Raw genomic sequence first — 17284 nt, 5'->3', positions numbered from 1 at the left:
GCTGCCCGGTGTGCTCGGCAGGGGGAGGATCAGATTCGGACCTTACCGTCACGGACGAGGCTCCGTTCTCTCGGTTCTTCCGTTCGCCGTCGGCGAGGCCGTCGCAGGCTCATGGTGGAGGGCGGCGGGCAGATCGCGAAGATGAGCGGTCTCGTGCTCGATGTCACCCGGCATCTGCCGCTTGGCTGAGCGGGCGCGATCCGGGGCAGGAGGGCGGCCCGGAACGGCCCCACGAGCGCGACGCCCGTACGTCAGGCAGCGCCGCTTCCGCTGAGCCCATCACCCGCCTGCTGCTCGGTGAGCATCGTCGGCAGAACGGTGACGACACCGACGACCGGCGCCGGCAGATGCGCGGCCGGCTCACCAACGCTGAAGGAGCCGGCGACCGCAGGGACGTAGGGCCAGCCGCACACCAGGACCATGGTCAGGAGGACTCCCCGCTCGACCCGCACCAGCTTCGGCCAGTGGATCGGCTGACCGCGCGTCAACAGGTGGACGCGGGCACCCAACACGGCGAGGACGAGCAGCGATACCGCAGGTCCGATCAGCCGGCCTGTGATCCGCTCGCGGGTCCACGGTGCGGCCCCGTCCGCCGCGACGCGTTGAAGCTCGATGCTGGTCCACGCCAGTGCCAGCGTCAGCACGATCATTCCCGCGGCGGGCTGTCCGGTTGATGGCGCTCATGGGGGTCATGCGATCACCTCAACACGCACGCGCCCCACCCGGAAGACGATGGTGACGGAACCTCGCGGGCACACTATTCGCGCGAGGTCGGCACTGACCTGGCTGGACGGAGGAACGGGGCAACAGGTGCAGGGCCGCGCCGAAGGCCTGCGGAACGCCTTCGGGCGGCAGCGTGGCGCCGGCCAGGACGGCTCGCTCGGCCAGTTGTCGTGTCCAGCGTCGGAAACAGACCGGTACCCCATGGAGCTCTGGTCGCTGGAGGCAGCGACCAGGGCTTTTCGTTGTGCGGGGCGACGGACCAGCGGGAGCTCGAGGCGGGCGTACAGCTTTGTCTGTCGGCACCCGCCGCAGCCGATGCTTCAGCCCCGTCCGGCGGCCGTGTATGGCAAGATCACCTTGCTGAACGGGCGGGCGCGGCAACCATGTCGCGGCAGGCGTCGGGGAAACCGGAGGAAGTCGGGCGATGCGAGCAAGCAACGCAGGGCGGATGCGTAAGGCGCTGGTCGCGGGCGTGATCGTCGTGTCGGGGCTCGGTGCCGAGCCGGCCATGGCCGGTGCCGCTCCTGCGGTGCCGGAGTCGGTGGCCGCGGACCCGGCCTGCTCGGGTGGCGTGCTGAACGCCGTCGCCGACGCCGGTGCGAAGGGCGACGGGCAGGCCGACGACACCGCGAGCATGCAGCAGGCGATCACCACCGCGTACGCCTCGGGACGCTGCCTCTACCTGCCGGGCGGCCTCTACCGCATCACCGGCGGCCTCGACTGGAGCAAGCCCGCCTCCATCCTGGGCGACCCCGTCACACCCGCCATCTTGCGCAGCACGACCAACGCGGCTCTCGCCGACACCACCTACGCCAACCGCTGGGACCGTACGCCCGTACTGGACAACGTGGTGTTCGACGGCCTGCGCTTGGACGTCAACAGCCCCTACAAGACCGGGCCGATCATCCGGCGCAGCGTGTTCGTCAACCGCATGGGCGACGGGGAGACCCCCACCGGGGGCGACGAGCAGCAGACGAGCTCGGCCCAGGTCGCCGTGGCTCTCACCAACGTGGTCGGCGCCAAGGTTCAGGACTCGGTCTTCCTGTCGGACCGGCAGGTGGACGGCGGCGCCCCGCTGTTCACCTACCGCACCCGCGACCTGACGATCAGCGGCAACGTCCTGGGCGCCGACCTGTCCTCGACGGCATGGCTGAGCACCTGGGCCGGCGGACGTTCCTGGTCCCAGGCCCCCGCCGCGCGCCTCGCCGAGGTACGCCGCCGTACCGGCCTGCCCGCCGCCCTCGGCCACATCCAGCGCGGCATCAGCATCAAGGGCGACATCAACGCGACCGTCTCCGGCAACATCGTCAACCGCGACCCGCGCAGCCGCGCCAAGAGCGATCACGGCGTGTACGCCTGGGGCTTCGACGGCCTGCGGATCACCGGCAACTGGCTGCGCGGCTGGCCCCAGGACGCCAGGGGCGGACTCAAGGTGCGCAACGGCACCGGCGCGACCATCGCCGGCAACCTCCTGTACGGCACCGCGCTGCTGCTCTACACCTACGACGTGACCAACGCCCCCAAGGTCTTCCGGGACGTCGTCGTCTGCGGCAACGTCTACGACGTCAGCACGGTCACGCCCGCCGCTGACCACAGCGGGATCATGTACTGGCGCAACTTCTCCGGCACCGGGGCCGAGCAGGCGATCGCCGTCTTCGGCAACCGCTTTCTCGACCCGCTCGCCGGGACCCCGGGCCGCCCCGACGTCTCCCAGGTCGCCGGGGACGCGGCGGCCTTCACCGCGTCCGACAACACCTACGCCGACGGCCGCGCCGTGCCGGTCGTGGGCATGCGCAACGCCGCCCCCACCGCCGACCAGCGCGCCCGCTGCGCCGGCAGCACCGTCCCGGAGCTCTCCATCCCCGGTTACCAGGGATAGGAGCCACCCGATCAGCTTCCGGAACCGATCGAAGCAGTGAGCCGAAGCGTGCTGCGGGGCGCCGAGCCGGATGCGGGTGGGTGTCCAGGGCTTCGAGGTTGCGCACAGGGCAGGACGCCCGCGTCCCTGCTTCCCCGCCGGGCCCGCCTGAGGACGCCGACACCCAGACCCGGCGCCCCTCCTAAGATGGCGATCATGCGTTTCGTCACCCTTGTCGCCACAACCACGCTCGCCTGCCTGCTGTTATCCGGCACCATGTTGTCGGACACAGCACACGCGGCGTCCGCCTTCCCCATCCGGGCCCGGGTGCTGACCGCGAACAAGCTGTACCGTACGGGCGAACTCCAAGCGAGCCAGTGCCCGGAGCGCGAAGTCGGGCCGAAGACCGTCGCCTCCGCCAAGCGGTACCTGACCGCGGTGCTGAACTGTCTCAACCGGTCGTGGGGCGCCCACTTCAAGAGGGCAGGCCTGCCCTTCGCCAAGGCCAAGATCGGATTCATCACCAAACCACGCAAGTACTGCGGAGAGCCCTGGGGCTCCGCCGCCGCCACCTACTGCGACGCCGAACGGCGTTTCCTCGTCCTTCTGGACGACGACCTGCTCGACGATCCCACCGACCTGTTCCTGTTCCAGACGGCCGCCCACGAGTACGGGCACCACGTGCAGAACCTCACCGGGATCGCCCGCAGCTACGACCGCTATCCGTACCGGAACAAGAGCGAACTGAACGAGCAGAACCGCCGCATGGAGTTGCAGGCGGAGTGCCTTGGCGGAGTGTTCACCGGGAGCGTCTGGGACTCCTTGGGAGAACGCAGCGAGGAAGACTGGGAGATCTTGCTCCAGATCACGCGCGACAGCGGGGACGAGCAGGCAAAGAACCGCGACCACGGCAAGGGCCGCAACATCGCCGTCTGGCTCGACAAGGGCTTCCGCGCCAGATCCCCGCAGGCGTGCAACACCTGGACGGTCTCCTCGTCCAAGGTTTCCTGATCGCAGAGCCCCTACCTGCCGGATCGCCTCTCCGGCACGGACGTTGATCTCCCGGGCAGGCTTCGCGCAGGCCGGACCACACGCGACCGTTCATCGCGTCCTGGGACACACCCGAGTATCACCACGCGAGGCGCGGTTCCGCGTGTTGAGATACGAACGGCGGTCTCACTCACGGGCTGCGGCGCTGCTTGGGGTGCCACCGGAATACGGCGGAAACGGGCCATGTCCTCCAGAGACCGCACGTCAGGCGGTGGGAGCGGGGGCGAGGTTTCGGCTGTGGATGGCGGTGCCCGGCGTGGGACCGGATTGGCTCCTTCGCGGTCCCATGGCGCTGACCAGGTCAGATGCCGTCCCAGGAATGGACAGAACTCAGGTCTGTTCAGTCAGCGCCCCCCGGCGCGGCGCCCGTTCTGGCGTATTCCGGTGGCACCTCAAGAGCGGCAGCTAAGGGAGTTTCCGGGCCTACCGATTCCGCAACCGCCCATTACCGGATTCGGGCGATATAGCAGCATTTGGGGGTATATGTCAGCTAGTTGGGCTGCCCCAGAAGAGGAGGCTCGCGTGTATCGCTGTTCACTCCGCCTGTCCGCCATCGCCGCGGCCAGAGTTGCGGCCTTCAGCCTGGTAACGGTCGACCTCTCGGTCGCCCCCGCCCGCGAGCGCAGAGACCGCCCGGCCCGCGAGCGCGAGAGCTTGCGCTAACGCGAACAGGGTTTACCGGCCCCGCAACGAATTCCCCGCCACGAACGAGGGCCGGACGCCTGATCCCATCCCGGTCGTGGTTGACCTTTCTCCAGAGGCACCGCGCCGAGAAACGGAGTAGTCATGCGCGATCATGGTTGGCTGAGTAAGACTACGAGAGTCCTCTTCGCAGGAGCTGTTCTTCCGGCTTCACTCGCCGTGGCGCCCGCTTATGCTTGGCCCGCAGGCTTCTTCCAGCTTTGGAACGCCGAGCGAGGCCCGGAGCCCCGCCATCAGCGCATGATGAACGCAAGGGGTCCCGCAGGGGACATGGATGGGTTTGTCCGACTGACCAACGATCCAAATACCCGTCACGACTCCGAGCTATGGAAGTTCAGATTCCCCCGCTCAGGCACTCTTGGCCAGGCAAAATTGGTCAATAAATTCACGGGTCAATGCATAGCGGCCGATACACCTGAGACGCCAGGTGGTGGTCGCGGGATCATCCTAAAACCGTGCTCTGATCCCAGCACCCTATGGGTTGTCATGCCGCAGGGAGGAAACAAAGTAGTGTTTCGCACTCCTGGCCCGCCGGACTGGTCTCTCGCGTTGGTCAAGGGAAGAAGCACCGACGGCAGGATAGATTATCTACGCGCCAAGGGGTTTGAGAGCCCTCAATACACCTTTACGAGAGTCTGGGAATACGGCTTCCCGCCATGGCGGAACATGTGACCGGCGGACGAGCACGCCCGGTGCGCCGAGACGCTGCGGGCCGCGGCCGCTGATGCCGATCTCGCCCGCGAGCGCGCCGAGCACGACAGCCGTCAGGCCCAGGCCCGGGCCGAGACCGCCAGTCAGGAGGCGACCGAGGCGCGTTCGGCCCTGGTCGCCGCCCAGGGCGAAGCCGCCGGAGCCGCGCGGCTGCAGGCCCGCGCCGAGGACGAGCTGCGCCAGGCCGGCACCGAGCGCGACCTCCAGCGCGAGCGCGCGGTGGCCGCCGCACAGTAGGCCCGCGCCGCCCAGACTGAACGTGAACGCGACGCCGAACAGGTGCGGGAACTACGTGAGCGGCTGGCCGCCGCACAGACGGCTGCCGGGCTGGTGCTGCCCGGACTGGCCGACCTCAGCGGTGACCTCGGCGACGGCGCCCGCGGAGTGAGGCTGCCCGAGACCGGCATCGCCGTCGCGCGGCAACCCGGATGGCGCCGTGGGTGCTGCACCAGAAGGGTCGGCAGATCCGGCTGGGCGAGGGCGAGCGCGCCCCCCGCCCGCCGCCGCGCTGCTGGCCCGCGCCTCGCCACGATCGTGAGCCCTGGCACACCCGCCGCCGCTCCCGGGGTGGTGGAGACTGGCAGGAGTCGTTGGCGGTACCCGGGAGTTACTTGGCCTGCTGGTAGGAATCGCGCGTTGGCCGCGCTGCCTGGCATGTTCTCCCAGCGCCGGAACCCGACGTCGGGGACCCGCTGGGGCCGCAGCGAGGTCGAGCCGGGTGTCCATGTCCAGCCGGAACTGGCCGTGGGGGTTCACGTGAGCCCAGAACAGCCCTTACGCACCGACGGGTTGCTGTTCCTATCCAGAACGCCGCCCGGCCGCCGGCGACATCTGCCCATACACCGCCCGCGCCCGCCTCGGCTACGACCGTGCCCGCGTCCTGCTCGACACCTACGCCGCACGCGCAAGATGGGCTGGTCAGGCGGCCCAGGGCACGAGTCCAGGCGTGCGCTCGGCGACCTGGGCGAGGGACGGCGCGGCGGCGCCACCGTGGCCGTCCATCGAGAACGTGCCACACAGCGGCGCCGAGCGTGGCCCGCTCCCGAAGACGTCCTCGTAGGGCAGGCCGTCCGGCATGAGAGGGGCCAGCAGTTGCCTGCTCTGCTCGGAGACCGCAGCGGTGGCCGCATTGGCCTGCTGCATGATGGCGTCGGCCAGTTGGGGGTGGTCTGTATCGTTTACCTTCGTTACCAACAGTGTCACGGAATGTCTTAGTAATGTCCGCCGCGTCGTACAAAGGCGAGCACAAATTCCTGGAACCCGCCTCCTTCGCCGGTGCCTGGACAATGGCTTGATGCCAGACCTGGGCCCGGCGGGTGCAGTGACCGTTCGCCTCCGGCCGGAGACGGGTCCTCGCCGTGGTCGTCACAGAACACCTCGCGTATGCCGTGCGGTGCCCCGGCACGGCCGAGCCGCGATGTGGCGGTCAGTCGCGCTGACGGAGTTCTTCGTTGATCCGCAGAGCCTCGGCGAGCTGGTCTTTCAGGACGATGATGCGACACCCCGCCTCCAGCTGGGTGCCCGCGTCGACGACTTCGCGGGCGCGGGCGGCCAGGTGTGGCTGGTAGCGGGAGAAGCGGCGGTGGCCGCCTTCGGAACGCAGCGGCTCGATCAGTTTGGCGGTGCCGAGGCTGCGCAGGAACGCCGGGGTGACGCCGAGGATCTCCGCGGCCCGTCCCAAGCTGTAGGCGGGGTAGTCGTCGTCGAGCCGTTGCTCAGGGCTCTGGCCGGATGCGGCGGGTGCGGCGGTGGGGGCCCGCGCCATGATGCGCCGGGGCCCGAATGAGGTTTACTGCGGTACCCGTGCGGCGATACGCCGGCGACGGGCGATCCTGATGGTGTTCAACACTCCTTTCCGGTTTATCCGTACGTCGGCACCTCGATCTCTGTGCCGACTTCGTGCAATGGCAGCGCGTCCACCGCCCCGTCCGGGCGGCCAGAGGCACGGCGAAACTCTCACCGGATGGCGAGACCGTCGATGGGTTCGAAGCCCGGGATCTGAACGGTGACGGTGGACACGTCCGCAGGAGGCTTGAACATCGCCCACAGCGTGTACTCCTCACCCTTGGTCACCAGGTACTCCGGGCGCGGCACGGACAGCAGGTAAGGGCCCACGGTGATGTGGTGTTTGGCGTCACGCAGCGGACGGTAACGGCGGGGGCCGTCCACGAGTGCCGCGGCGCTGGTGCTGGCCTCTGCGTACACGCCGCCCCAGTCGTGGGAGGAGGACCAGGCGTTGAGCGGTGTGTCACCGTCGTTGCGCAGGGTCCACACCAGATTCACGTAGCCGCCCGCGTCCCTGCTCAGCTCGTTGACGCGTACTTCGGCCTTGTCCGGCCAGGCGGCGCCCTCGATGCCGGGCGCTTTCCCGGCCCGGGCGCTGCCCAGCACGGGCAGCGTCGTGCCCGTCGCCGCCGCGGACGGCACGGCGGCCGGTGAGCGACTGGCGGTCGCCCGTGCCTGATCGGCGGGCGCCGCGGATGGCCGGTCGAAGGTGATGCCGACCCGCCGGTTGGTCCTGCGACCCTCGGCGCGATCGTTGTCGGCGATCGGATCACGAGAGCCGTGGCCGCGCGCGTGGAAGCGGACGCCCGAGCGGGTGACCAGCCTCTTCAGGGCTGCTCGCACGCTGTCGGCGCGTCGTCGCGACAGCGGGTCGTTGACGGCGTCGGTGCCGGTGTCGTCGGTGTGGCCGTCGATGCGGACCTCGTCACCGGGGGACCGGTCGATCTGCGCGGCCACCTCCCGTAGGGCGGCATGGGCCGCGCGCGAGAGATCGGCCCTGTTCACCGCGAACAGCACGTCGGTCGACAGCCTGACCGACACCACCCGGCCGTCGTCGTCCTGGGCCGCGCCCGCCTGCTCGACCTGGTTCACGATCGACAGCGTCACCGGGTCGCCGACGCGGGCGGAGTCTGGATCCACCGGATCCTCGCCCTCCTGCACGCGTAAGGGGGTCGGCGGCGCCTGCCCCAGGGGAACGTCCAGAAACGGCGGCGCCTGTGGGAACAGGACGTCCAGACGGGTGACGCCGGGCGGCGGCGCGGGGAAGACGGCGACCATCTCCTGCTCCTGGCCCGCCTTGACGGTCGGCCAGCCCCGGGTGCACTGGCAGTCGCCGTTGCGGTAGCCGCGCGGGAAGTACCAGCGGTCGTTGCCGCTGTCGAGCAAGGACACTCCGCCGATCGCGTTCTGGCCGATGTTCGCGCTGTTCCACGGGACGGCCAGGCTGGCGCTGAAGGAGTAGTCCTCCTTCAGGTCGTTGCGGACCCGCCAGCGGGCCACCACGGCCTGGGCCGAGACCCGGTCCAGGGCCAGCAGCTGAACGGTGATCTTGCTGCTCACCCCCAGGGACCGGCTGCCCAGCGGCCGGCCCTCGGCCCTCGGTGCGGGCTGCGACGACGTCGCGACCACACCGGGGACGGAGGTGCGACCGGCCTGCTCAGGAGAGCGCTGCGAGGATGGGATTCCGGTGCCGCACGCACTCGCCGACATGATCACCATCGCCAGACCGGCCGCCGGCATCGCGCGCCTCATCCTGCATCGCCCCCGTCACAGAAACCACTCAACCGCCCACCAGGGCATCAACGAGACGCGACCATATCTGCCTGTTCACCAGCGGCACATCAAACCACTGGTGTAAACCTGCGGTGTAGCAGTCGAGCCGGCCAGGCCGGCTTCCCCGGTGGTTCAGCGTGGTGAAGGGGGAGACGACAGCTTCAGACCAGCGTCGCCACGGCCTTGACGGCCTGGTCCACCTGCTCGGGGGTGTTGACGATGGTCGTGCCGAAGCGCAGCAACGTCCCGTTGTAGGGGGTGGTGCCGGCCACCACCTTGCTCCGGCGGAGCGCGTCGACCGCCTGCAGGGGCTCCATGCCGGTGATCGAGCAGCACACCAGCCCGGCGGACAGCGCCGGGTCCATCGGGGTGGCCAGCGTGACGTGCTTGATCCCGGCGAGCCCCGCCTTCAGCCTGCCGGCCAGCTCCTGGACGCGCTGCTGCACCCGGTCGGGCCCGATCGCCTCCTGGAACGCGAACGCCGAAGGCATCGCCCACCGGTGCTCGAAGGCCTTGAACCCGCCGGGGGTGGCCAGCTCGGCCGTGGTGGGGCCGGGCGGCGTGCCGAGCTGCCAGATCTCGAACGACTTCTGCCCGAAGCTGGTGATGACCGGCGACAGGGCGTCCCAGGCGCGGCCCCACAACACGCCGGTGCCGCGCGGGCCGAACAACCACTTGTGCGTCCCGCTGGCCAGGAAGTCGCAGCCCAGGTCGGTCACCTTGTCGGCCACGGCGGCGAAGCCGTGCACGCCGTCGACGCACAGCAGGACGCGGTCGTGCTCGTCGCGCCGGGCGTTGACGTCGGCCAGCATGGCGGCGATCTGCTTGACCGGCAGGCGCACGCCGGTGCCGGAGTGCACCCACGTGATCGCCACCACCCGGGTACGCGGGCCGAGCGCCGCCTTGATCGCGCTGACCATGCGGTCGGCGGTGGCCTTGGCCGGGTCGTCGTAGAGGCGGACTTTACGCACCCGCGCGCCGGTACGGGCCGCGAGCAGGCGCAGGCCCTCGTGGGTGGCCAGGAAGTCGTGCTCGGTGGTCAGGACGTCCTGCCCGGGGCGCAGTCGCAGGCCGGAGTAGATCAGCCCGAGGCCCATGGTGGTGCTGTCGGTGAGGGCGACGTCCTCGGGCCGGCCGCCGAGGAACCTCGCCGCGGCTTCGCGTACGGGCTGGTCGGGGTCCTGGTCGCGGACCGGCGCGTAGTCGGGGTCGGCGTCGAGGCCGTCGCGGTGCTTGGCGATCTCGGCGCGTACCGGGGCGGGCGCGGGGGCCAGGGTGAAGGCGGCGAAGTGCGCGACGTCCTGGCGGAGGGCGAACTGGGCCCGGACGGAGGCCCAGTCGCGCGGGTTGAAGGAGGGCGCGGGCTGCGGCGGCGACGGGGGCGTGGAGGAGGAGCAGGCTGCCGCCGCTCCGGCCAGGACGCCCACACCGAACAGGGCCCGTCTGTTCAGTTGCTGACTCACGTCTTCCGTCCTATCCCGCGCGAGGTGGCGCTGCACAGAGGATCGGACGATCCGCGACGACCGCGCGCGTCGTCACCGGGCCCGGTTCGAACGGTCGCCCAGCAGGGCCGGGACATTGAGCGCGCAGGCCAGTGCCGCGATCACCAGGGCGTGCACCACCTGCTCGGCACGGAACCAGAAGGGGAAGGAGCCGGCGATCACCGCGGTGACCATCATCGTCACGCCTGCCACGGCGGTGATCCACCTAACCCGGGTGTAGGCGCCGCGCTGGCCGGCCCGCGCCTTCCTGACCATGACCAGACAGATCAGGGAGCCGGCGAGCACGCCGCCGGCCCGGTTCCAGACGGTGGAGCCGGGGTCGGCGCCGAACGCGGCGACGGCCATGGTCAGGACGAACAGGGCGACGCCGAGGCAGGCCGCGGTGTTGGCCAGCCGGACGGCCAGCGGGGAAACGGCGACGGAGACGGGGTTGGCGCGCTGGGAGGAGATCTGCATCGCGTTCATGTCTTCGACGCTAACATTACTTGCTTGCCGCAAGCAAGTACACTGATCGCATGAGACCGAGCGAGAACGACGTTCAACGGATGCTGGACTCCTTGTTGCAGCTCAGCGACGGCATCGAGCGGGCGCGCCGGCAGCGTCCCGGCGCGGGCCTGCTGCGCACGCTGCAACTCCTGGCCGTCAAGGAACCGGCGCGCACCTCCGACCTGGCCCAGGAGCTCGGCGTGCACCAGTCGTCGGTGACCCGGCAGATCCAGACGCTGATCGGGCAGGGGCTGGTGCGGGCGACCACCGACCAGAACGACCGCCGGGCCAGCCCGATCACCCTCACCGAGGACGGCCGGCGGGAGCTGGCCCGGCTGGAGGCCGTCGGCCGGGAACGGTGGATGCAGTTCACCGCGGACTGGGACGCCGAGGAGGTGCGCACCCTGGAGCGGCTGGTGACCAAGCTTCGCGCCTCGATCGCCGACGTCAACGCCAGGCCCCCGCGGACCGGGCCGCAGACGTGAGCGACTGCCGGGACGTGGTGGCCGGGGGTCACCGGTGGTGGATCGACTCCACGGTGTGCAGGTGGGGGTCGAAGTGGTCGGCGAGGGCGGCGGCCTGCCGCATGTGCACCTGCGCCTGCGGGATGTCGAGCATGGCGTGGAAGTCGTCCGCCGACCGCCACTGGGCGTAGTTGACCACCCGGACGCCGTCGGTGCTGGCGTGGATGTTGGCGGAGACGAACCCGGGCAGGTGCCGCATGACGTCTTCGGTGGCCCGCGTGAGCAGGTCGACGAGTTCCCGCTGACGGTCTGCCTGAACGGTGAAGACGTTGATCAGCGTGGCGACGGGAGCGTCGGTGGTGATCGTGGTGGCCGGCATGGCCCCTCCTGTTGTCAGGTTCCTTACATGCCTCAGTATGTGTAAGGTTCCTGTCATGAGTCAAGAGGATGTCCGGGACCGCATCGGCTACTTGGTCAAGCAGGTCGACCAGGCGTTCCGCCGCTCCTGCGAGGAGCGGCTACGACCTCTGGGGCTGTCCCTTTCCCAGTACGCGCTGCTGCGGGCCCTGGCCGACGCCCCGGGAGCGCCGGCCGCCGAACTCGCTCGCCGTACCTTCGTGACCCGCCAGTCCCTGCGCGACGTGCTCGGCGGCCTCACCGCGATCGGTCTGGTCTCCGTCGCCGAACGGCCGGACGTCGGTCGCGCGTTGCCGATCACGCTCACCGGCCCCGGCCGAGCTCTGCTGGACCAGGCCGACGAGATCGTGCTCGACGTGGAGCACCGCATGACCACCGGCTTCCCGCCCGAAGAGGTACGGCACCTGGCCACGCTGCTCTCGGCCTGCGCCCGGAACCTCACCGGGCAACCCCCAACCGCCGAGCGCGAGGTCAGCGAGGTCAGCGAGGGAAGCTGATCTCCACGCGGCGGTTCTTGGCCCGGCCGGCGGGGCTGTCGGCGCCTTCGGGAGTGGTGTTCGGTGCCACCGGGTCAGCCGCGCCATGGCCCCGCACGGTCAAAGTGATCCCGGAGCCCGCCAGGAGCTTGGTCAAGGCCCGCTGTACGGCCCGGGCGCGGGCCTGGGAGAGCGTCTGGTTGTAGGCGTCGGAGCCCTTGGCGTCGGTGTAGCCGTCCACGAGCACCTGCTTGCCGTGCGCCTTGGTCGTGAGCAGCCTGGCTGTCTCCGCCAGCCGGCTCCTGGCCTTGCTGGTGAGCGTGGCCTTGTCGAAGGCGAACAGCACGTCGGCCGCCACAGTGATCTTGTCGCGGGTGCCGCGGGTCTCCTGGATCAGCGACTCGTCCAGGTTGGATATGCGCTCCCCGATGTCCAGGACGTCGGCGGTGATGCCCTGCACCTCGCCGTTCAGGTCCAGGACCGGCGCGGTGGCGGGAGGAGCGGTGTTGACGGGCACCTGGACGGGCGGGCGAGGCGTCGGCGCGAGCAGCGCCGCCGCCAGCAGGAGGTCAGGAAAGGGGGACATCGGCCAGCGTTCCGGCATGGGGGATGTGGACGTCCAGGGACTTCACGCCCTCCGGAGGGGCGGCGAAGGTCGCCGAGAAGACCGCCGTGTCCCCAGGGTTGAGCGACAGGTCCTTGGTCCGGCTGCACACGCACCCGCCCGCGCTGTCCAGCGCGACAAGGTGCTTCTTGGCGTTGACCGTGTCGATCAAGTAGACGCCGTCGATGGTGGGGTTCGCCTGCGGGACGGCCGAGAAGGCATCGTGCACCTGCCAGCCGTCGCCCGCCGTCAGGGCGAGGGTGAAGGTGAGGTTCACGAACCGGTCCCGTCGAACCAGCTGGACCACGTCGATGCGGAACCGCCTGCCTTCCACGCTGCCCTCCCGGCCGGCCAGCACCTGATCGGGCGGGGCGGAGGCGGACGCCGGCGCCACCGGCACAGTCGAGGACATGGGACGTTCGCCCGACGTGGACGGCGTGGACGGGGCAGGGCCGAACTGGCACCCCGATAAGAACATGGCCAGCGCGGCGCCGGAAATCAGTAAGCGGCTCTTCATGGACCCGGGAGTCTACACATAGCCGACATTTGCCCCTTTGATATGCGAAGGGGCGTGGCGCAATGTCAGCCGGGCCGGCCCTTCGGCGACTTGATTCCTCTCAGCGCAATGGACCCGGATGGCAGAACTCGATCACAAGCATAGGGCCTCCTTCGTGCCCTTTGTCTTCTCGGCAGTGCCAACCTTTGCGGCCTCCGCGGTCGCCGTACAAACCGAAATCGCGCTGGTCGACCAGAGATTTCGACAACCCGGTCGTGACCCGGACCGCCAAGCCGCGCCGGGAGCAGCGGCCGTTCACTTTCGAGTTCGGCGGTCGTGACCAGGGTCATGCTGGGCCGCCGAAGACGAACGTCGGAAATAGTTGCTGCTTCAATGGCGGATCATGAACTTTGGCAGGCTTTCAACGAGCGGCCGGATTCTGATCGCGGCGCTGCTCTTACTCGGTGGCTGCTCCGTCCCGTCAGCCCCCGCGGTCACCGCACGGCAGCCGTCCGTCGTGCCGTCCGCCACCCCCTCCGCAGCCACCGCCGACGGCGGCACGCCGGCCGCCGACGCTCCGCCCCTGGCCACGTTGTACGGCGACGGCCACACCGACGGCGTGGCCACGGCACGCATCGACGTGATCGGGCTGGAACGCAGCGCCCCCAACGCCGTCACCGCGCGTTTCAGGATCAGCGCCGACCAGGGCGAGGTCCGGCTTGAGGGGCTTCCACGCCGGCCAGCTGGCCGGCGACACCCCCTATGACTACATTCAGGCCGCCTCCGGTTTCTTCCTTCTGGACGACCCGCGCTTCTCCGTCTACTACCCGATGAAGAAGGACAACGCCGAGGTCCGGGCCCGCTGCCTGTGCAGTTACTCCGGGCCGCTTGCCAAAGCCACCCCCGGCAGCCCGGCGCTGATGTGGGCCACCTACCAGGTGCCACCGGAGACCACCAGCCTGGCCGTCGGCTTCGACAGCGCCGGATTGACCGCACCCCTGCCGATCAGCCCCGCCGGCACCGGGCGGCCGTTGGACGGCGAGCCTGACGCCGCCGCCATCGCCGCCGCCTTCCCGCTCACCGTCCCGCTCGCCACCCGCCGTACACGGTCCGTACACTAGATTGATGTCGCTCAGTGTCACGGGGTGCTGTTTTGTATTGCATTGGCCGGAATTATCCGGCGTCGTCGTGTCAGGATGTGCCGACGGGTGCCGTGCTGTATCGCGTACATGCGAGCAACGACCGAGCAGCCATCGCCTGGTCATTTGCGTTCACAGGCAGGATGGCTGGCAGCGGACCTCGGATGCGATGCATGGTCTGCCTGACGTGCATGGACGTGATTCTTGGCAGGCGCAGGGCGCTGCGGCCCTCACGTTCGCCCACGACGGGATCGTGAAGATCGAACGCATCTCTGCCCGGGACCGCCTCCGCCGCGTCGAAGCGAAAGGCACGGCCGGTCGATGAACCGGCCGCTTGACATGCCGGTGACGGAGTGGATCAATGGCGGACTTGTGCGCATCATTGCCGGAACGTTAGTCCTCGCCACCATGATCGTGGGGTGCTCGGGCGAGTCCGTGGACACGACCCAGCACGTCGCAGTCGCGCCCCCTTCACCCACGACCGCGATCCCCTCGCCACGGGCGACCCCCTCGCCACGGGGGACCCCCTCGCCACGGGCGACGCCGAGCCGGACGACGTTGACCAACGATCAGGCGGCCCGGCGCTATCTGGGCATCGTGCGCCCGTACAACATCGCCCTCGAGCGACTCGAACAGGCGATCAACGGCGGCCAGTCCGTCACGGTGCTACGCCGCCGGGCGGCGCAGGTCGCCACCACGAACCAGACACAGATCCGGCAATTGACCGATGCCGCCTGGCCCATGGCGCTGCGCGGTCCCATGGGCCGGCTCAAGGCCGAATCGCTGAAGGCCCAACGCCACTGGCTCGGGGCCGCCCGTGCCCGTACCCGCGACGCACTGGTCCAAGAGGTGCTGAACGCCATCCGTTACGACGGAAAATCAGCGGGGGGAAAGATCCGCACCCTGCTGCACCTGGAGCAGTACGACGAGGACGACTATTCATAGGCTGGGCGCCCCGGTAGACCACCTCGGCGGCCAAGCTGATGCGTTGCTGGCTTGCGACTTCATCGAGATCGTCACCCTCAGCGGGCAGTGCCAGTACATCCTGGCCGTCATCGAGCAAGCCGGCAGGCGCTGAATTGACAGCCCTCGTCACGCAATCTGGTTGTGTACGGTGGCGTCCTGATGTCATCTGGTGATATGCGTCGGTGGGCGAAGCTGAACGAGCGCCAGATGGCGACCCTGCGCCGCATCGCGGAGGGCGAATCGGTCACCGCCAGGACAGTGATCTAGTCTAAAAGCTTGCGCTCGGCAGGGCCCCGACGTGGCGCTGCCCGGCTTCACCCTGCCGGGCGATACGTCGGGGTCGCGGCGCTACTTCGCGACCGACGTCACCGCGCCGTTCGAGCTGGACGGCGGGCACCTCGCCGTGCCGAAGAGGTGACCACCTCCACCGAGTGGATCAACGTCCAGACAAATGACTCCGATGTGCTGGTCGATGTGCGGAGAGCGAGGAGGGGATTCAGGATTCGCTGCGGACGACCTCCAGGAATCGTGTGACCAGGGGGTTCTGGTCGTCGCGACGCCAGGTCACTGCGACGGGGGTGCGTGCGCTGTTCGGTTCGATCCGACGGTATGCGACACCGTTGAGGCGGATCCGGCGAATGCTCGCCGGGGCGAGAGACACTCCCAGTCCTGCCTCGACGAGCGCGCAGACCGTCTGCCATTCGACCGCCTGCTGGCCAAGGCGGGGTTCGAAACCCGCACTGCGGCACAAGGTGAGGATCCGGTCGTGGAACATTGGGCCGGTACTGCGGGGCAGCAGCACGAACGGTTCGTCCGCGAGTGCTTTGATCGGGAGGACGCGCTGGGCCGCAAGGGGGTGGGCGGCCGGCAGGACCGCGATGAACTCCTCGGACAAGATCGTCTCGGTCGCCAGCCCCGGCTCGTCCGGCGGCTCGCGCAGGAGCCCCACGTCGATCACATGCTCGTGCAGCGCGGTCACCTGCGGCGTTGTGGTCATCTCACGGATCTCCATCTCCACCTGAGGGAACTGATCGCGGTAGGCGCGCAACAAGCCCGGCAGGACGGTCAGCGCAAGCGATGCGGCAAAGCCGATCCGGATACGACCGGCCTCACCGCTGCCAATGCGTCGGGCCGCGTCCAGGCCGACATCGATCTCGTCGAGTGCGCGCCGAGCGGCGGGCAGGAGTTGGTGTCCTGCCGCAGTGAGGGCGACCGCGCCGGGTCCTCGGGTGAACAGCGGGTGCCCGACCTTCGCTTCCAGGCGGCGGATCTGCTGGCTGAGGGGCGGTTGCGCGATGCCCAGCCGCTCCGCTGTGCGCCCGAAGTGGAGTTCCTCGGAGAGGACCGCGAAGGCGTGAAGCTGCTGGAGGCTGAGCTCAGGACGGTCCATACCTTTAGAGGTATCAGATGATCCTTGGGAAGGTATTGGGCATATCGCTGCTGGTTGCCTACCTTTCGCCACATGACAGGACGACGCGTGATTTTGAGTGGATCCACCTTCGAAGAGGAGATCGGCTGCGCGCGAGCGGTGATCGACGGCGACTGGGTGCACGTGTCCGGGACGACTGGGTTCGACTACGCGACCATGACGATCTCCGACGATGTGGTCGAGCCCTGGGCGGCAGCTACTCCTGGCGGCTGGGCGCCGCCGGGCTCGGCCTGTCCGGCGCCGCGGGCTTCTAGGGACCGCCGCGCTTCCTCGGCGGCCGTACGGCGCAGCCGTCCGCGCCGCTGCTCATGCTGCTCGCCGGCGATGACGTGGCGACCACGTCCCAGGAGTACAGCAAGCTGTTCGCCGCCTTCGACCGCGCGGGCAAGGAGTACGAGGCCCACACGTACGAGGGAGCCCCGCACTCCTTCTTCGACGCCTCCTACGGGCAGTGGCGGGAGGCGTGCACCGACGCCTGGCACCGCCTCCTCGCCTTCACCGCTCGCCACGACGGCGAGGTGGACAGGTGAAAGACCGGTACGAACGCGGCCTCGCCCGCAAGGCCGAAGTGGGCGGCCCCGGCCCAGCCCGCGCCGCCGTGTACGACGCGCTCGCGGGCCGGGTGACCTCATCAACCCGCGCGCGATCTTCTGCGTCGGCGGCCTGGCGGGCGTCGGACCGGCGCGCGGGGGAGGCCCTGCAC

At 69.4% G+C, this 17284-nt stretch carries 18 protein-coding genes and 1 pseudogene; 9 read left to right on the top strand and 10 right to left on the bottom strand.

Going from position 1 to position 17284, the window contains the following annotated elements; all coding sequences use genetic code 11:
* Positions 1 to 251: 251 nt before the first annotated feature.
* Positions 252 to 650, bottom strand: coding sequence for a hypothetical protein (locus tag ACWEJ6_RS51410; RefSeq protein ID WP_452432901.1), 399 nt, complete (start codon positions 648 to 650; stop codon positions 252 to 254).
* 521 nt (positions 651 to 1171) lie between these two features.
* Between ACWEJ6_RS51410 and ACWEJ6_RS51405 the strand changes: the two genes are divergently transcribed.
* Both ACWEJ6_RS51405 and ACWEJ6_RS51400 read left to right on the top strand, forming a co-directional pair.
* Positions 1172 to 2602 carry a glycosyl hydrolase family 28-related protein gene (locus ACWEJ6_RS51405; RefSeq protein WP_452432900.1) on the top strand — a complete coding sequence of 477 codons (1431 nt, stop codon included), beginning with the start codon at positions 1172 to 1174 and terminating at the stop codon, positions 2600 to 2602.
* A gap of 195 nt (positions 2603 to 2797) precedes the next feature.
* Positions 2798 to 3592 carry a neutral zinc metallopeptidase gene (locus tag ACWEJ6_RS51400; protein ID WP_452432898.1) on the top strand — a complete coding sequence of 265 codons (795 nt, stop codon included), beginning with the start codon at positions 2798 to 2800 and terminating at the stop codon, positions 3590 to 3592.
* Positions 3593 to 5962: 2370 nt separating this feature from the next.
* Here ACWEJ6_RS51400 and ACWEJ6_RS51395 read toward each other — a convergent pair.
* From ACWEJ6_RS51395 to ACWEJ6_RS51385, 3 genes are all read right to left on the bottom strand, one after another.
* A complete protein-coding gene (locus tag ACWEJ6_RS51395; protein WP_452432896.1) occupies positions 5963 to 6247 on the bottom strand; it encodes a hypothetical protein in 285 nt (94 codons plus the stop codon).
* Between the two features lie 223 nt (positions 6248 to 6470).
* Positions 6471 to 6809, bottom strand: coding sequence for a MerR family DNA-binding transcriptional regulator (locus ACWEJ6_RS51390; RefSeq protein ID WP_452432894.1), 339 nt, complete (start codon positions 6807 to 6809; stop codon positions 6471 to 6473).
* A 191-nt stretch (positions 6810 to 7000) separates the two neighbouring features.
* Positions 7001 to 8389 carry an OmpA family protein gene (locus tag ACWEJ6_RS51385; RefSeq protein WP_452432892.1) on the bottom strand — a complete coding sequence of 463 codons (1389 nt, stop codon included), beginning with the start codon at positions 8387 to 8389 and terminating at the stop codon, positions 7001 to 7003.
* Here ACWEJ6_RS51385 and ACWEJ6_RS51380 point away from each other — a divergent pair.
* A complete protein-coding gene (locus tag ACWEJ6_RS51380; RefSeq protein WP_452432891.1) occupies positions 8373 to 8687 on the top strand; it encodes a hypothetical protein in 315 nt (104 codons plus the stop codon). The two genes, ACWEJ6_RS51385 and ACWEJ6_RS51380, sit on opposite strands and share 17 nt — an antisense overlap.
* A gap of 76 nt (positions 8688 to 8763) precedes the next feature.
* Here the strand turns inward: ACWEJ6_RS51380 and ACWEJ6_RS51375 are convergent, their stop codons facing one another.
* Both ACWEJ6_RS51375 and ACWEJ6_RS51370 read right to left on the bottom strand, forming a co-directional pair.
* A complete protein-coding gene (locus ACWEJ6_RS51375) occupies positions 8764 to 10065 on the bottom strand; it encodes an aminotransferase class V-fold PLP-dependent enzyme (RefSeq protein WP_452432889.1) in 1302 nt (433 codons plus the stop codon).
* Between the two features lie 72 nt (positions 10066 to 10137).
* On the bottom strand, positions 10138 to 10569 hold the full coding sequence (locus tag ACWEJ6_RS51370; RefSeq protein ID WP_452432888.1) for a hypothetical protein: 432 nt from the start codon (positions 10567 to 10569) through the stop codon (positions 10138 to 10140).
* A 50-nt stretch (positions 10570 to 10619) separates the two neighbouring features.
* Between ACWEJ6_RS51370 and ACWEJ6_RS51365 the strand changes: the two genes are divergently transcribed.
* Positions 10620 to 11075 (top strand): MarR family winged helix-turn-helix transcriptional regulator, encoded by a 456-nt coding sequence (locus ACWEJ6_RS51365; RefSeq protein WP_452432887.1) that lies wholly within the window; start codon positions 10620 to 10622, stop codon positions 11073 to 11075.
* A gap of 28 nt (positions 11076 to 11103) precedes the next feature.
* Here the strand turns inward: ACWEJ6_RS51365 and ACWEJ6_RS51360 are convergent, their stop codons facing one another.
* The gene (locus ACWEJ6_RS51360; protein WP_452432886.1) at positions 11104 to 11433 is read right to left on the bottom strand and encodes an antibiotic biosynthesis monooxygenase family protein; all 330 of its coding nucleotides are present in this window, start codon (positions 11431 to 11433) and stop codon (positions 11104 to 11106) included.
* Between the two features lie 55 nt (positions 11434 to 11488).
* Here ACWEJ6_RS51360 and ACWEJ6_RS51355 point away from each other — a divergent pair, with 55 nt between their 5' ends.
* A complete protein-coding gene (locus tag ACWEJ6_RS51355) occupies positions 11489 to 11968 on the top strand; it encodes a MarR family winged helix-turn-helix transcriptional regulator (protein ID WP_452432884.1) in 480 nt (159 codons plus the stop codon).
* Here ACWEJ6_RS51355 and ACWEJ6_RS51350 read toward each other — a convergent pair.
* Positions 11952 to 12533: an OmpA family protein gene (locus tag ACWEJ6_RS51350; RefSeq protein ID WP_452432883.1), complete on the bottom strand. Its 582-nt coding sequence runs from the start codon at positions 12531 to 12533 to the stop codon at positions 11952 to 11954. The two genes, ACWEJ6_RS51355 and ACWEJ6_RS51350, sit on opposite strands and share 17 nt — an antisense overlap.
* On the bottom strand, positions 12517 to 13068 hold the full coding sequence (locus ACWEJ6_RS51345) for a hypothetical protein (RefSeq protein ID WP_452432882.1): 552 nt from the start codon (positions 13066 to 13068) through the stop codon (positions 12517 to 12519). Before ACWEJ6_RS51345 ends, ACWEJ6_RS51350 begins: the two co-directional genes overlap by 17 nt.
* 382 nt (positions 13069 to 13450) lie before the next feature.
* On the opposite strand from ACWEJ6_RS51345, the gene ACWEJ6_RS51340 reads away from it, so the two are divergent.
* The 3 genes from ACWEJ6_RS51340 (at position 13451) to ACWEJ6_RS51330 (ending at position 15131) form a co-directional block, all read left to right on the top strand.
* Positions 13451 to 13813, top strand: a complete 363-nt coding sequence (locus ACWEJ6_RS51340; protein WP_452432881.1) for a hypothetical protein — start codon at positions 13451 to 13453, stop codon at positions 13811 to 13813.
* Positions 13767 to 14168, top strand: coding sequence for a hypothetical protein (locus tag ACWEJ6_RS51335; protein WP_452432880.1), 402 nt, complete (start codon positions 13767 to 13769; stop codon positions 14166 to 14168). The genes ACWEJ6_RS51340 and ACWEJ6_RS51335 overlap by 47 nt, the downstream gene beginning before the upstream one ends.
* A gap of 576 nt (positions 14169 to 14744) precedes the next feature.
* Positions 14745 to 15131 (top strand): hypothetical protein, encoded by a 387-nt coding sequence (locus tag ACWEJ6_RS51330; protein WP_452432878.1) that lies wholly within the window; start codon positions 14745 to 14747, stop codon positions 15129 to 15131.
* A 517-nt stretch (positions 15132 to 15648) separates the two neighbouring features.
* Here the strand turns inward: ACWEJ6_RS51330 and ACWEJ6_RS51325 are convergent.
* Entirely contained in the window at positions 15649 to 16542 is an 894-nt protein-coding gene (locus ACWEJ6_RS51325; RefSeq protein WP_452432877.1) for a LysR family transcriptional regulator, read from the bottom strand.
* 335 nt (positions 16543 to 16877) lie between these two features.
* On the opposite strand from ACWEJ6_RS51325, the pseudogene ACWEJ6_RS51320 reads away from it, so the two are divergent.
* Positions 16878 to 17111 (top strand): annotated as a pseudogene (locus ACWEJ6_RS51320) (dienelactone hydrolase family protein); the annotation flags it as partial.
* Positions 17112 to 17284: the final 173 nt, after the last annotated feature.

The sequence above is a fragment of the Nonomuraea sp. NPDC004702 genome, from assembly GCF_053601695.1.
Note: the sequence above shows the minus strand (reverse complement) of the source record. Positions and strands in the feature narration are given on the sequence as shown.